The sequence below is a fragment of the Streptosporangium sp. NPDC000095 genome (assembly GCF_042899335.1).
Taxonomy (GTDB): Bacteria; Actinomycetota; Actinomycetes; order Streptosporangiales; family Streptosporangiaceae; genus Streptosporangium.
Genome location: NZ_JBIAZS010000007.1, coordinates 223479 through 237299 on the forward strand (window position 1 = coordinate 223479; position 13821 = coordinate 237299).

The 13821-nt window shown below is 70.4% G+C and carries 16 protein-coding genes; 4 read left to right on the forward strand and 12 right to left on the reverse strand.

Features of this window, described 5'->3' with window-relative positions:
- The first annotated feature begins 50 nt into the window (after positions 1 to 50).
- Both ACFY3V_RS18185 and ACFY3V_RS18190 read left to right on the forward strand, forming a co-directional pair.
- Positions 51 to 539 (forward strand): NUDIX domain-containing protein, encoded by a 489-nt coding sequence (locus ACFY3V_RS18185; protein ID WP_362900205.1) that lies wholly within the window; start codon positions 51 to 53, stop codon positions 537 to 539.
- A gap of 152 nt (positions 540 to 691) precedes the next feature.
- Positions 692 to 1144, forward strand: coding sequence for a YbaB/EbfC family nucleoid-associated protein (locus tag ACFY3V_RS18190; protein WP_389774543.1), 453 nt, complete (start codon positions 692 to 694; stop codon positions 1142 to 1144).
- A gap of 167 nt (positions 1145 to 1311) precedes the next feature.
- Here ACFY3V_RS18190 and ACFY3V_RS18195 read toward each other — a convergent pair whose 3' ends face one another.
- The 4 genes from ACFY3V_RS18195 to ACFY3V_RS18210 form a co-directional block, all read right to left on the reverse strand.
- On the reverse strand, positions 1312 to 2121 hold the full coding sequence (locus ACFY3V_RS18195) for a hypothetical protein (RefSeq protein WP_389774546.1): 810 nt from the start codon (positions 2119 to 2121) through the stop codon (positions 1312 to 1314).
- A 16-nt stretch (positions 2122 to 2137) separates the two neighbouring features.
- Positions 2138 to 2527 carry a hypothetical protein gene (locus ACFY3V_RS18200; RefSeq protein ID WP_350946708.1) on the reverse strand — a complete coding sequence of 130 codons (390 nt, stop codon included), beginning with the start codon at positions 2525 to 2527 and terminating at the stop codon, positions 2138 to 2140.
- 233 nt (positions 2528 to 2760) lie between these two features.
- Positions 2761 to 3129 (reverse strand): hypothetical protein, encoded by a 369-nt coding sequence (locus ACFY3V_RS18205; protein ID WP_362900199.1) that lies wholly within the window; start codon positions 3127 to 3129, stop codon positions 2761 to 2763.
- A gap of 187 nt (positions 3130 to 3316) precedes the next feature.
- Positions 3317 to 4057 (reverse strand): pyrimidine reductase family protein, encoded by a 741-nt coding sequence (locus ACFY3V_RS18210; protein WP_362900197.1) that lies wholly within the window; start codon positions 4055 to 4057, stop codon positions 3317 to 3319.
- Positions 4058 to 4202: 145 nt separating this feature from the next.
- On the opposite strand from ACFY3V_RS18210, the gene ACFY3V_RS18215 reads away from it, so the two are divergent.
- Positions 4203 to 4589 carry a hypothetical protein gene (locus ACFY3V_RS18215; RefSeq protein ID WP_362900195.1) on the forward strand — a complete coding sequence of 129 codons (387 nt, stop codon included), beginning with the start codon at positions 4203 to 4205 and terminating at the stop codon, positions 4587 to 4589.
- A 105-nt stretch (positions 4590 to 4694) separates the two neighbouring features.
- Here the strand turns inward: ACFY3V_RS18215 and glgX are convergent, their stop codons facing one another.
- From glgX to ACFY3V_RS18235, 4 genes are all read right to left on the reverse strand, one after another.
- Complete coding sequence (glgX, locus tag ACFY3V_RS18220; protein ID WP_362900193.1) at positions 4695 to 6815, reverse strand: glycogen debranching protein GlgX; 2121 nt, start codon at positions 6813 to 6815, stop codon at positions 4695 to 4697.
- A 339-nt stretch (positions 6816 to 7154) separates the two neighbouring features.
- The gene (locus tag ACFY3V_RS18225; RefSeq protein WP_329083919.1) at positions 7155 to 7583 is read right to left on the reverse strand and encodes an OsmC family protein; all 429 of its coding nucleotides are present in this window, start codon (positions 7581 to 7583) and stop codon (positions 7155 to 7157) included.
- Positions 7584 to 7687: 104 nt separating this feature from the next.
- On the reverse strand, positions 7688 to 9307 hold the full coding sequence (locus tag ACFY3V_RS18230) for an isovaleryl-CoA dehydrogenase (RefSeq protein WP_389774552.1): 1620 nt from the start codon (positions 9305 to 9307) through the stop codon (positions 7688 to 7690).
- 281 nt (positions 9308 to 9588) lie between these two features.
- Positions 9589 to 11046 (reverse strand): ankyrin repeat domain-containing protein, encoded by a 1458-nt coding sequence (locus tag ACFY3V_RS18235; RefSeq protein WP_389774555.1) that lies wholly within the window; start codon positions 11044 to 11046, stop codon positions 9589 to 9591.
- A 164-nt stretch (positions 11047 to 11210) separates the two neighbouring features.
- Here ACFY3V_RS18235 and ACFY3V_RS18240 point away from each other — a divergent pair, with 164 nt between their 5' ends.
- Entirely contained in the window at positions 11211 to 11951 is a 741-nt protein-coding gene (locus ACFY3V_RS18240; RefSeq protein ID WP_362900189.1) for a DUF1707 domain-containing protein, read from the forward strand.
- Between the two features lie 37 nt (positions 11952 to 11988).
- On the opposite strand, the gene ACFY3V_RS18245 is transcribed toward ACFY3V_RS18240, so the two are convergent.
- Genes ACFY3V_RS18245 through ACFY3V_RS18260 form a run of 4 tightly spaced genes read right to left on the reverse strand, consistent with a single transcriptional unit; the run spans position 11989 to position 13788 of the window.
- The gene (locus ACFY3V_RS18245; RefSeq protein WP_362900187.1) at positions 11989 to 12750 is read right to left on the reverse strand and encodes a sirohydrochlorin chelatase; all 762 of its coding nucleotides are present in this window, start codon (positions 12748 to 12750) and stop codon (positions 11989 to 11991) included.
- Positions 12747 to 13475, reverse strand: a complete 729-nt coding sequence (locus ACFY3V_RS18250) for a phosphoadenylyl-sulfate reductase (RefSeq protein ID WP_350946719.1) — start codon at positions 13473 to 13475, stop codon at positions 12747 to 12749. The genes ACFY3V_RS18245 and ACFY3V_RS18250 overlap by 4 nt, the downstream gene beginning before the upstream one ends.
- Positions 13472 to 13648 carry a hypothetical protein gene (locus tag ACFY3V_RS18255; RefSeq protein WP_362900185.1) on the reverse strand — a complete coding sequence of 59 codons (177 nt, stop codon included), beginning with the start codon at positions 13646 to 13648 and terminating at the stop codon, positions 13472 to 13474. Before ACFY3V_RS18255 ends, ACFY3V_RS18250 begins: the two co-directional genes overlap by 4 nt.
- Positions 13645 to 13788 (reverse strand): hypothetical protein, encoded by a 144-nt coding sequence (locus ACFY3V_RS18260; RefSeq protein WP_012893136.1) that lies wholly within the window; start codon positions 13786 to 13788, stop codon positions 13645 to 13647. The genes ACFY3V_RS18255 and ACFY3V_RS18260 overlap by 4 nt, the downstream gene beginning before the upstream one ends.
- Positions 13789 to 13821: the final 33 nt, after the last annotated feature.

Here is a 13821-nt window from a genome sequence, read left to right on the forward strand (position 1 = left end):
CCTGACCGGCGGGTGACCGCCCGCGCCTCCCCTGCCCAGGACGGACTCCCTTGAGCGACCGCGACAACAGCACGGCACCCGTCGACCCCCGCCCGGCGGGCCGCTCCCACATCGGGGTCAGCTGCAGCTTCGTCTGCCACGACGGCGAGGGCCGCGTCCTTCTTCACCTGCGCGGCCCCAAGGCGAGAGACAGCCGCGAGGTGTGGGACTCCGGGGCGGGCGAACTCGGTTTCGGCGAGGACTTCGAGGAGTGTGTGCGGCGCGAGGTGGGGGAGGAGTTCGGCGCCACCGCCCTGGAACTGGTCCAGGTGGGGGTGGCCAACGTGAGGCGGACCTCGCCAGGCGTGCCGACCCACTGGGTGTCCGTCCAGTTCGCGGTTCTGGTCGACCCGCGCGAGGTCACGCCGTCGGAGCCGGACCGCATCGGGAACCTGACCTGGTTCGGCGAGGACGAACTGCCGACCGGCCTTCACCCCGCGCTGCCGGGCCTGCTCGCCCGCGTGGCACCCCACATCGGCTGGTCGGCCGCGCGCGCCTGAACGGCGCCCCTGGAGAGCGCCGAGCCTGTTCGGGCTCGTCGTCGGGCGACTTCCTCGAGGTGGATGGTGGCTGTTTACCCGCGTTATCGCTATATGGGGCATTAGAGTGCGTATGGCATTTTTGATCTTGACTCGTTTCCTGGAGGATTCGGATGACCACGGCTGACGGCCGCTTCGGGCGGACGGGTAATCCTGAGGTGGACCAGCTGGCGGAGGGGTTCGACAAGCTCTCGGCGCGCTACGAGCGGATGCGTGAGGAGCTGACCGAGATGCGGGCCCACGGCGAGGCGGCCGACGGGCTGGTGAAGGTGGAGGTCGCTCCCGGCGGGGCACTGCTGGGCGTCGACATCAATCCCAGGGCGATGAGACTGGGCTCGGAGGCGCTGGGAGAGGCGATCATGGAGGCCGTGGGGGAGGCCTCGAAGATGGCGGCCGCCCGGATGGACGAGGTGCTGGCGCCCCTGCTCGGCGGCATGACGGGGTTCAGTGAGGCGCTGCAGGGACGGATGCCCACCCTGGACCCGGAAGGGGGCCTCTCCACGGACCCACGGGTCGCCGAGGCGCTGCGGAACCTGCGGGAGATGCGCGACAAGTACCAGGTCTGAGGCGGCTCCCGCACCGGGACCACGGTGACGCCGACGTGCACGCGACGCGCGACGAGGGCTCTGGCGCCGGGTCGCGTCCGTGTCGGCGCGCGCGCCGGGTACGAGATCCGACGCGGTCGCACACGACGCGGGGCGGGGACACGTCATGCCCCGCCCCGCGTGCGCGATCAGGTGTAGGACCAGCCTTCCCCCGGCGATCTGGTCGCGCTCTTGCGCACGATGTCGTCGAAGTCCGTCCTGCCGTCCGTGCCGTCACTGTCGAGGTTGGCCTGCGGCAGGGGGAACTGGTTGTCCGCGCCCATCAGTGCCGTCAGGTTGCCCAGGCTGAAGATGACGGCCGCCGTCGCGCCGACGACCGCGTTGACCGTCGTGCCCATCAGCAGGAGCCCGGACGACTCCTGAGTGGCCTTGGCTATCGCCACCAACGTGGCGCCCTGCGCGGCGACCGGCGGCACGGCCGAGGCCATCATCTGCTTGCCGATCAGCTCGACGATCTCCGAGGCGATGATGATGCCCAGGAGGCTGTCGACGATCGTTCCGGCGTTGTTGACGATCTTATGGATCTCCGACTGGGCGCCCTGCACCGCGGTGGCCATCTGCGACGCGGCCGTCTCCAGTTGCTGGACCTCCTGGAAGACGATCGCCATGAACCTGTCGAAGGCCTTGCGGTCCTCGCCCTCGGGCCAGGCGGCCTGAACCGCCTTGACCTCGTTGTCCCACTCCCTCGTCCGCAGGTGCAGGAGTTTCAGGTTGACCGTACGCCAGTCGTTGAACGCCTCGGTGATCGCCTGGTCGTCCCCCGGCTGGGCGAGCAGCCATACGGCCGCCGCGCCCGCCGCGGGCTTGGCCAGTGTCCCGGCCAGCTGGATCTTCGCCAGGGTGGCGGCCCACGCGGGGCCGTAGGTGCCCAGGAGCTTCATCCCGCCGATGGTGGCGACCCCGGCTATGGCGCCGGTGAAAGCCTCTTCGCCCGCCATGGGGCCTCCTTCCTGTTCAGTCGGTGGGCCCCAGGGCCTTGCCCTTCGTCGCCCTTTCGAGGTCGGCCACGTCCAGCGCGATCTTGCCCTGGAGGTCGGCCGTCTTCAGCGTGTCCTGTGCGCGAATGGCGGTCGCCAGTTCGGCCTCCCGGTAGTGGTGCACCACGCTGAGCAGTCCCGCGTTGATGCCGTCGAGGCATTTGACGAAGTCGGCGGCCTGCTTGGCCTGGTACTCACGGGACGGTGTGTAGTTGTTGGCCACCGTGACCGCGCCGATGGCGCCCCACTGGTAGGCGCTGAGCCGTGTGTTCTCGGCCAGGGTGCTGACCTGCTCCGCGATCGGCCGGAAGACCCTGATCAGGTTCTGGGTGGCGGCCTTGAGGGCCTCTGTGTTGACGTCGACCACTGTGCGTCGGCCTCCTGGATGTCACGCGTGCCGCACCCCCGTGGCGCGACTCCTGGTTTCCTGTCTATGAACGAGGAGTAAATCAGGAGAATCAACAACATCACAGGTATCTCTCGATCTTTGTGACAAAGATCAAAAAGTCCGGCGCGGTCGAGCGGGCTCGACACGCCGGGCGCGGGAAAGCGGCGGGAGCGCGGCCGGAAGCGGGAGCGCGGCCGGAACGGGGGCGAGGGTCAGCCTCGGCGTCGCCGGGCGGCGGCGAACGTCACGTTCACGCCGATGATCCCGACCCACATGAGCGCCAGGATGAACATGAGGACTGATTCGCTCAGGCCGGTGTAGGACACCGCGACCGTCCCCGGCACCCCGAGCCCGAGGGAGATGATCGCCAGGGCGAGCCGCTGTCCGGCGTCCAGGGACGGGCGGACCCCGGGGCTCTCCCTGCGCGCCTGGGCGAGCCGGTCGTCCACCCGTTTGTCGATCTCCTGGTCCATCTTCTCCAGGAAGCCCTCGACGAGGGAGTCTTCGTATTCCGGCCCCAGATGCCTGCGGGCCTCGAGCGAGGCGCGCAGGTCGTCGTCGGAGGAAGGGGTTCGTGGCATATTCGAGATATATCGTTTCTGTGCGGGGAAGTCCAGGCGAATGCCGGTCCGGCCTCGCGGAATCCTCGGCGAGGTCACGGGACCCCTTGAGTCCTCGGTGCCCCCAGCGTCCTCGGCGTCCTCGGCGTCCTCGGCGTCCTCTGTATCCTCGACATCCCTGAGCCCTCGGCGCGGTGGGGATCGGGTCTCAGACGGTCTCGGTCTCCTCGTCACGTCGCCGGACGTAGCGGGTGAAGAGGAACCCCTCGTCCTCCAGGACGTGGGCGAGGCGCAGGCGAGCGAGCGAGGACGGGCCGTCGAGGACCCTGGCGGCGTCTCCGCCGATCAGTATCGGGCTCACCGTGAGACAGAGTTCGTCGACCAGGTCCGCGGCGGCGAACTGGGCGTTCACCTTCGGGCCGCCTTCGCACAGCATCCGGCCCAGGCCGCGTTCGGCGAGTTCCCTCACCGCCAGCGCCGGATCCACCCGCTCGCCTCCGGCCACGATCACGTCGGCGTTCCTGGCGGCCTCCTCGCGGCGTTCCCTGGGGGCCGCCTCACAGGTGACGACGATCGTTCGCGCCTCGGGGGCCGCGTCGGTGAACAGCGGGCCCGACAGGTCGAGATCGAGCCCGCGGGTGATCACCGCCACCGGCGGGACGGCGGGGCGTCCCTCGCGCAGCCCGCGCCACGACGGCCTGGCCCGTACCGGGCCGTACCCCTCGGCCCGTACGGTCGCCGCCCCGGCCACGACGACGTCGGCCAGCCCGCGCAGCACCCAGAAGACCTGGCGGTCGCCCCTGCCGGACAGTTCGCCGGACAAACCCTTCAGCCAGGTCCCGCCGTCGGCGCTGGCGACCATGTTGATCCTGAGGCACGGGTCGTCCGGATAGGCGTAGACCCGCGCGAGATCGACCTCGGCGGAGGTCTCGGGATGGATGAGGCGCATGGCCCTACCTTCGCACGGAGGCGAGCTGTGAACTTTCCCGGAATGGTCGATAACGGTTGGGGTGGCTTGTAGTGACTTCGGATGACTCCCGATACATGATTCATCCTTGAAGAGACGGGAGGGTCGTGTGGGGCTTGTCACGATCGTGACATGGTTGATCACCGCGATGGCCGGGATCTACCTGCTGTACCTGTGGCTCTCCGGGGGAGGGCTACGTCAGCAGGCGACCAAGGTGACTCGCTTTCCGACGTTATTGATCTTCGCTCATCCGGTCCTGGCGATCTCCGCCCTGGCCTGCTGGGTCGTCCACGTGGTCACCTTGGACCCGCTCTTCGCCTGGCTGTCGTTCGGCGTGCTTTCGGCCTCCGCGCTGCTGGGCTTCACCATGTTCACCCGCTGGCTGGGCGCCGGCCGCCACGCCCGCGGCGCCGAGCAGCGCTTCCCCATGGTCGCCGTCCTGCTGCACGGCGCCGTGGGAGTGGTGACGTTCGTGCTCGTCCTGCTCACCGCCGCGGTCGCGTCCGGTGCCTGAGAGTCCGGCGCTTGAGGGTTCAGGGGGTTGAGAGTCCGATGTCGGGGGCGTCCGGCGTCTGAGAGCCGTCTCTCCTGTTCGTCGCCCGAGGGGCGTACGGGATCCCTACAGGCGCGCGCAGCGCAGGATCCGCACCGAGCGCCCGGTCACCTCCACCGAGGCCTCGGCCGGCCAGGACCCCTCGGAGAAGGGGAACGTCTCAGGACCGTCGTCCGCGGTGTCCAGCACGTGCTGCCATCGCTTGCCGTACTTCGCCTCGGGGAGGCTGAAGGCCATGTTCTCGTGGTGGGCGTTGATCAGGAGCAGGAACGAGTCGTCCACGATCCGCTCGCCTCGCGTGCCCGGTTCGGTGATGGCGTCGCCGTTCAGAAAGACGGTGAGCGACTTGGCGTAACCGGTGTGCCAGTCACCGGCCGACATCTCCACCCCGGCCGGAGTGAGCCAGACGATGTCGCGGGTCCCGTCGTCGGCCTTGTGGCCATGGAAGAAACGCCGCCGCTGGAAGACGGGATGCTCTCGCCGCAGTTTGGACAGGCTCCTGACGAAGTCGAGGAGGTCTCCCTCGCTTCCGGCCAGCGACCAGTCGATCCAGGAGACCTCGTTGTCCTGGCAGTAGGCGTTGTTGTTGCCGTGCTGGGTCCTGCCGAACTCGTCGCCGGCCGGCAGCATCGGCACGCCCTGGGAGACGAACAGGGTGACCAGGAAGTTACGGCGCTGGCGCCGGCGCAGGTTCACGATCTCCGGGTCCTCCACCGGGCCCTCGGCCCCGCAGTTCCACGACCGGTTGTCGTCGGTGCCGTCGCGGTTGTTCTCCAGGTTGGCCTCGTTGTGCTTGTGGTCGTAGGAGACCAGGTCGGTCAGGGTGAACCCGTCGTGGCAGGTGACGAAGTTGATGGAGGCCACCGGGCGGCGCCCCGAGATGGCGTAGAGGTCGGCGGACCCGGTCAGCCGGGAGGCGAACTCGGGCAGCGCGGACCCGCTCCCGCGCCAGAAGTCGCGCACGCTGTCGCGGTACTTGCCGTTCCACTCCATCCACAGCGGCGGGAAGTTGCCCACCTGGTAACCGCCCGGCCCCACGTCCCACGGTTCGGCGATCAGCTTCACCTGGGAGATCACCGGATCCTGCTGGATCAGGTCGAAGAAGGCGCTCAGCCGGTCGACGTCGTGCAGTTCGCGGGCGAGGGCGGAGGCCAGGTCGAACCGGAAGCCGTCCACGTGCATCTCCAGCACCCAGTAGCGCAGCGAGTCCATGATCAGCTGGAGGGCGTGCGGAGAGCGAACGTTGAGGGAGTTCCCACAGCCGGTGTAGTCGAGGTAGTAGCGCCGGTCGCCGTCGTGCAGGCGGTAGTACGACCGGTTGTCGATGCCGCGGAAGCCCAGCGTGGGACCCATGTGATCACCCTCGGCGGTGTGGTTGTAGACCACGTCGAGGATGACCTCGATGCCCGCCTCGTGCAGCGCCCGCACCATCGCCTTGAACTCCAGCACCTGCTCACCGCGCTGGCCCGAGCCGGAGTAGGCGGCGTGCGGGGCCAGGTAGGCGATCGTGTTGTAACCCCAGTAGTTGGTCAGCCCTCTGGCGACCATCGCGTGCTCGGGGACGTACTGGTGCACCGGCATCAGCTCCACCGCGGTGACGCCCAGGCTCAGCAGATGGTCGATGACCGCCGGGTGGGCCAGTCCCGCGTAGGTGCCGCGCTGCTCCTCGGGCACCGCGGGGTGGCGCATCGTGAGCCCGCGCACGTGCGCCTCGTAGATCACGGTCTGGTGGTACGGGGTCCGGGGCGACCTGTCGTTGCCCCACTCGAAGAACGGGTTGATCACCACGTTCTTCGGCATGAAGGGGGCGGTGTCCTCGTCGTTGCGGTTTCCCGGATCGGTGAACTGGTACGAGAACATCGCCTCGTTCCACTTCACGTCGCCCTCGACGGCCTTGGCGTAGGGATCGAGGAGCAGTTTGGAAGGGTTGCACCGGTGCCCCTGGTCGGGGTTGTAGGGGCCGTGGACCCGGTAGCCGTACCGTTGCCCCGGCATGATCCCCGGGACGTAGCCGTGCCAGACGAATCCGTCGACCTCGGTCAGCTCGACGCGCTCCTCGCGGTCGTCGTCTCCGAAAAGGCAGAGCTCGACACGCTCCGCTACCTCGGAGAACAGTGAGAAGTTGGCACCCACGCCATCCCAGGTGGCGCCGAGCGGATAAGACTCTCCCGGCCAGACTGCGCGCATGTGACCCTATTCTCCTCTGGTAAGGCTCCCCTGTGCAGGGTGTTCTCGCCTCTGTCACTTTAAGGTGGTATTGAGGAGTTTCGTATCCGGGGTTTGGCGTGCTTTCCGTACCTACCGTTTCCGTGCATGCGCTGTGACCACGCGTGTCCGGCGAGGACACGCGTGGCCGCGAAGATGTCGTGCTCGGCCCGCCGCCGACCACCCAGGGTGACCAGTTCGAGGCGGTTGCCCGCTGAAGGAGACCCGGCCGGGTGAGTGCCCGGCCGGAGCGGTTCGGTCCCCGGTCAGCCCGATCGCGCGCCTACGGCCCCGATCGGCGGCGTGCGCGTACGGCCGTGATCAGCTCAGCAGTTCGGCGTTGAGACTGATCGTCGTGCCCGAGAGGGCCTTGCTCACCGGGCAGTTGGCCTTGGCCGTCTCGGCCGCCTCCTGGAACTGCTCGGCCGTGAGGCCGGGAACCTGGGCGCGGACCGAGATGACGATCCCGGTGATGCCCTCACCCGGCTGGAAGGTCACGTCGGCCTTCGTCTCCACGGTCTGGGGCGGGGTGCCCGCCTGGGCCAGCCCGTGGGAGAGGGCCATCGAGAAGCACGAGGAGTGGGCGGCCGCGATGAGCTCCTCGGGAGAGGTCTTGCCATTGGCCTGCTCGGCGCGCGAGGGCCAGGACACGTCGAACGTGCCCACCCCGGAGGAGTCGAGGGAGACGCTGCCGGAACCGTCGAGCAGCGCGCCCTTCCACTGGGTCGTCGCGGTACGTGTCGTCGCCATGGCGATTATCCTTTCGATCATGAACCGTTGGCCATGACCGACCCTACTCGGCGCCGGTGCCCGGCTGTGTCCGGGGCGCCCCGGACACAGCCGGGCACCGGAGGTCAGAAGGAGGCGCGGTCGAGGAGGACGTCCAGATCCAGACCGGCGGGCAGGGTGCCGAAGGCGCGGCCGGTGTCCCCGGCCAGGCGGGAGACGCAGAAGGCGTCGGCGACGGCCGCGGGGGCGAGCCGCACGAGCAGGGAGCCCTGCAGCACCAGCGCCATGTCCTCGGCGACGCGCCGGGCGCGGACCTCGAAGTCGCCTGTGTCGTCCAGAGACTTGCGCAGGCGGTCGGCGGCGGCGTCCAGGTGCCGGTCGGCGCCGGCGGCGAGCGCGACCTCGGCGAAGAACACCTCCCGCGCCTCGGGCTCGCGGCCCAGGGCGCGCAGCACGTCGAGCGCCGCGACGTTCCCCGATCCCTCCCAGATGCCGTTCAGCGGCGATTCACGAAACAGCCTGGGCATCTGCGACTCCTCGATGTAGCCGTTTCCTCCCAGGCACTCCAGCGCCTCCGCCGCGTGCGCCGGAGCGCGCTTGCAGATCCAGTACTTGCTCACGGCCAGCGCGGTGCGGCGCAGCGCGGCCTCGGCCTGGTCGCCGGCGATGGCCCGGTCGGTGGCTCCGGCCAGCCGCGTCATCAGGACGGTCGCCGCCTCCGACTCCAGGGCGAGCTCGGCCAGGACGTTGCGCATCAGCGGCTGGTCGGCGAGCTTCCTGCCGAACGCCCCGCGGTGCCGGGTGTGGTGGACGGCCTGCGTGACGCCGTACCGCATGCCGGCCGCCGAGCCGATCACGCAGTCCAGCCGGGTCATGTTGACCATCTCCAGGATGGTCCGCACCCCCCGTCCCTCCTCGCCCACCAGATGGGCCGTCGCGCCGTGGTACTCCACCTCGGCGCTGGCGTTGGACCTGTTGCCCAGCTTGTCCTTCAACCGCATCAGGTGGACGGCGTTGCGGGTGCCGTCGGGAAGGACGCGGGGGAGCAGGAAGCACGACAGTCCGCCGGGGGCCTGGGCGAGGACGAGGAACACGTCGCACATCGGGGCGGAGTTGAACCACTTGTGCCCGGTCAGGGCGTAGCTCCCGTCGCCCAGCGGTTCGGCGCGGGTGGTGCCCGCGCGAACGTCGGAGCCGCCCTGCTTCTCGGTCATCGCCATTCCCGCGAGCACACCGCGCTTGCCGAGCGGCGGACGCAGCCCGAAGTCGTAGCTCCGCGAGGCCAGCAGGGGCTCCCAGTCGGCGGCGAGCGCCGGGCTGTGCCGCAGCGCGGCGATCGAGGCGTAGGTCATCGAGATCGGGCAGCCGTGTCCGGCCTCGACCTGGCTCCAGACGTAGAACTTGGCGGCGCGGGCCACGTGCGCGCCCGGCCTGGCGCTCGCCCACGGGGTGGCGTGCATGCCGTTGTCGACGGCGACGGTCATCAGCTCGTGCCAGGCGGGATGGAACTCCACCTCGTCGATCCGCCTCCCGTAGCGGTCGTGGGTGCGTAGGACGGGCGGGTGCTCGTTCGCGAGCCTTCCCCACTCCTGGGCCTGTTCCGAACCGGCGAGAAGACCGAGCCGGCGCAGTTCCCCGGTGGCCCATCCCGCCCCCTCGCGTTCCACGCCGTCCATCAGGGCGGCGTCGGCGGACACGTCGTGTCCGGTGAGCGGGTGAGCCTGGTTGAAGACGTCATGGGTCACGTGCGGCCTCCGGTAACTCATTCGGCTCGTCGCCGGGTTCTGCGCCTATCTCAACATCCTGCCGGGGGAAAGTTGCCCTTTATTGGGCGCTATATCCGATTTACGTCCGCTGTTGGACACCGGCTTCCGGAAGTTCACCCCGCCGTACGCGTACGGCGCGGACCGCGCGGATACGCGTACGGACCACTGTCGGCCACGCGGGAGGATCCGCGCTCGTCCCGACGACGCCGGGACGAGGCGAGAGCGGGCGCGGACCGCCGGGTGAGGCCCCCGCCCGCGCGTCAGGGATTCTTGACCAGGTCGCGGACGTAGTCGTCGTCCTCGTCGCTCTCCGCGAGCACGCGCTCCGCGCCTCGCTGGGCTCGCGCGTCCCCCCGGGTGGCGAGGCCGCGCGTGGCCTCGGCGACCGTGTTCAGGTCCTCGTCGTCGAGCCTGGCGGCGAGCGCGTCGCGGATCCGCTCGCTGTCCTTGGGGTCCTCCGTCAGGCCTGCCAGGCCCATGGTGGCCCAGTCGCGCACCTCGGCGTCGGGGTCCTCGGTCATGGAGATGAGCAGCGCGAGCCCTTCGGCGTGACCCGGGGGCAGGACGGCGGCGAGCGCGGCGGGATCGGCCTGGGTGCGGGTCCAGCCGTCGGCGGTGACGATCTCCAGCACCTCGGGCAGGGCGCGCGGGTCGGCGTGGTGACCGAGCGCGCCGAGCACCGAGCGCAGCACCCGCTCGTCGCCCTCGGTGGCCGCCATCCGTCGCAGGATCGGCAGCGACTCCTCCAGGAACGGCTTCTCGTTCTCGGTGAAGCCGAGCTGGGCGAGCACGTCGACGGCGAACTCCCGCTTGCGCGGATCCTCGTTCGAGCACAGCCGCGCCGCCGCGTCGAAGGTCTCACCGTCGTCGCGCCTGCTCAGCGAGCTCGCCACGGTCCACCAGGTCTCGGCCTCCTCGTCGATGTCCCGGTAGGGCATCGCCCGCTCGACCAGCTCGTCGAACGGCAGCCGCTCGCCCGTGGCGTCCTCCAGCAGGGTGGCGACGGCCGCGTGCCCGCGCTGGCAGGTGAGTTCGGCGACGCGGGTCCCGTCGGGTCCCACCGCCGCGACGGTCACCAGGTCGGTGCCGTCCTTCGCCCTGCTGCGGCCCACGACGAACTGCGAGCCCTCGGGGGCCTGCTCGGTGAGTTGCTCGAGAAGCGCGCTCTCCAGCTGGGTGCCCAGCCAGTCGTAGGCGATGGACAGCGGCGTGTCGCCGTCGCCGTCGGGCAGGTCGGCCTCGGCGCCGGCCTGCAGCAGCGTCTGTACGACGCCCAGGGCGCCGCGCCGGGTGGCCAGGGTGAGCGGGGTGTCGCCGCCCTCGTTGGCGTCCTCGGGGTTCGCTCCCGCGGCGAGCAGCGCGCCGACCGCGTCCGCCCGCCCGTTGGCGGCCGCCCAGAGCAGAGCGGTCCATCCGCCGGCCTCCCGCCCGGACACGTCGGCACCGGCGGCGAGCAGCGCCCGCAGGACCTCGACATGGTCCCAGGAGGAGGCCACGCACAGGGGCAGTCCCTCGTCCTCGCCGCCACTGATCCGGTTGGGGTCGGCTCCGTGGGCCAGCAGCGCGCGCACGATGTCCACGCGGCCCTGGTTCGATGCCAGGTAAAGGGCGGTGGGCTCTTCCGTGCCGTCGGGGTCGGCGCTCGTGCCGTTCCGCAGCAGCCGCTCGGCCCGCTCGGCGTCGTTGGCCGCCACCGCGTCCAGGAGTTCTCGGTACATGCCTCCGGATCATATGGCGTGCCTCCCCGGCGCGGCCGTACGCCGGTCCCGCGGCCCTGGTGGGGAGGCGTCATCCGATCTGATTAGCGAGTTTCCTCCCTCGGGGGGATCCGCACGCCGTAGCAACTCGCGATATGTTGTGAGTTATGAATAATCCCGGGGAAATGCGGGTCTCGGACGCGGAGCGGGAAGCCGCCGTCGAGTGGTTGCGGGTCGCCTCCGTCGAGGGCCGTCTCACCCTCGGGGAGCTGACCGAGCGTACCGAGGCGGCCTACACCGCCGTCACCCAGGCCGAGCTGGCGGTGATCACCTCCGACCTGCCCGGCGGTCGCCCGGTGCCCGCACCCGCCTATCCTCAGCCCTCGTCGGGGGAGGGCGGCTCGGTGCGGCGCTGGTTCGTGGCGGTGATGAGCAGCTCCAAGCGGCGCGGCACCTGGCGGATCGACAAGCCACTCGGCGCCGTCGCCGTGATGGGCGACGTGCTGCTCGACCTGCGCCAGGCGGAGGTGCGCACGGGGGTGGTCGACATCATGGCCACCGCGATCATGGGTGACGTGAAGATCATTGTCCCGGACGGGGTGGACGTCGAGATCGACGGCATCGCCATCATGGGGGACAAGAAGGTCCAGGTCATCGAGGCACCCCCGGGCACGAACGCGCCGCTCGTCCGGGTCGCGGCCTACGCCCTCATGGGAAGCGTCAAGGTGGTCGGGGACTCCAAGGCCAAGCCCCTCAAGAAGGCGATGGCGGCCTGGCGCAAGCAGTGGGAGGAGATGCGCGCCGAACTCACCGGCGAGTACGGCCACCACAGAGCAGGGCCCGGCCCCCACCAGATCCACCCCTCCAACGAGGAGCGTCCGAGGCCCCCCTGGCCCCCGGCGCCACCCCGGCTTCCCGACCTCTGAGGGCGGCCCAGGGGGAGGCGAGTCGTCTCCCAGGGGCTCAGGCGGTGGCGAGGGCCGGGTGTCGGTGGGTGGCGAGTTCGTAGCGTTCGAGCAGCACCGCGGCGACCTCGGGGGCGGCGCCCAGCACGTCGGCGACGGCGTCGGCGCCCGCCGCCAGGGTCTCGCGGCGGATCCTGTCGGCGAAGTGGCCGGGGGCGAGCAGGTAGGGGGCGACCACGATCCGCGAGGCGCCCGAGCGCCGCAGGCGCAGCACGGCCTCCTCGGGGGTGGGACCGGCGGCCGAGGCGTAGGCCGCGGTCACCGACCGCCAGCCGCGCAGCCTCGCCCAGTCTCCGGCGATCCCGGCGACCGTCGCGTTGGCCCGCCGGTCGCTGGAACCGGCCGAGACCAGCACCACGGCGGTGCCGGGCTCCCCGGGCTCCACACCGGCCTCGGCCAGGCGCCGCTCCAGCGCGGCGACGAGCAGCGGGTGCGGGCCGAGCGTGGCGCCCGCGTGCACGCGCAGCAGGGGCCTGCGCGCCGTCGCCTCGGCCAGCGCGCCGGGGATGTCGACCCGGCTGTGGTAGGCCTCGGTGAGCAGCAGCGGCAGCACCGCCGCCTCGGTGAGCCCCGACAGCGCCATGGGAAGCGTCGGGGAGGCGTGGTCGAGGTAGGCGGTGCGTACGAGGAGCTCGGGCCGCGCGTCCCGTACCAGGTCGAGCAGGGCCTCCACCGTCGCGGCAGCGCGCGGGTCACGGGACCCGTGCGCCACCGCGACCAGCGGTGTCCCGAGAGCGGCGCCGGTGGCACGCCAGGTCATACGTGGAGCCCGCACTCGGTCTTGCCCATGCCCGCCCAGCGACCGCTGCGCGGGTCCTCTCCCGGGGCGACCTGGCGGGTGCAGGGGGCGCAGCCGATCGAGGGGTAGTCGTCGTAGTGCAGCGGGTTGATCAGCACCCCGTTGTCGGCCATGTAGTTGTCGACGTCGTCCTGTGTCCACCGGGCGATCGGGTTGATCTTGACCATCTGACGCTTGGCGTCCCACTCGACGACCTTGACGCCGGCGCGGGTGACGGCCTCGTCGCGGCGGATGCCGGAGACCCAGGCGAGATACGGCTCCAGGGCGCGATTCAGCGGCTCGACCTTGCGCAGGTAGCAGCACAGGTCGGGGTTGCGCCCGAACAGGCGCGGACCCAGGTCGCGCTCCTGCTCCGCCACCGTACGGGACGGCTTCACGTCGATCACGTTCACGTCGTAGACCTGCCGGACGGCGTCACGGGTGCCGATCGTCTCGGCGAAGTGGTATCCGGTGTCGATGAACAGCACGTCCACGCCGGGCTTGACCCGGCTGACCAGGTCGATCAGCAGGGCGTCGCTCATGGAGGCGGTCAGGCAGAGCCGGTCGCCGAAGGTCGCCGCCGCCCAGCGGATGATCTCAAGGGCCGAGGCGTCCTCAAGGAACCGCGCGGCCGACTCGACGATCTCCTGCAGGTCGAGGGTCCCGCGCTGCTGACGTAACCCGACTTCGATGTCCACCAGTGTCATCGCTCGCTCATCCAATCCTCGTTCGCCGCGCGGGCAGGTCGTGCCTCGCGGGCCGTCGCGCTCGTCGTCGTGCCGGAACTCACCGTGCGGGCCGTGCCGGTCGCGGTGACCTCTCCGGTCGGAGAGGTCGGCGCGGCCGGCACGTTCGCCGCGTCGGATTCGCCGTGCGTCACGAGCGCACCCCGATTCCGAGAAACTTCAGCTTGAAGGCGCGCACGCACGACCGGCAGTACCAGCCGCCGTCGCCCTCGTAGGGCTCCAGGTCTTCCTCACCGCAGTACGGGCAGTGGAAGGGAACGGCTCGCTCGCTCATCCGCTCCTCCTCGTCCCGCCCGTTACCGAAAGG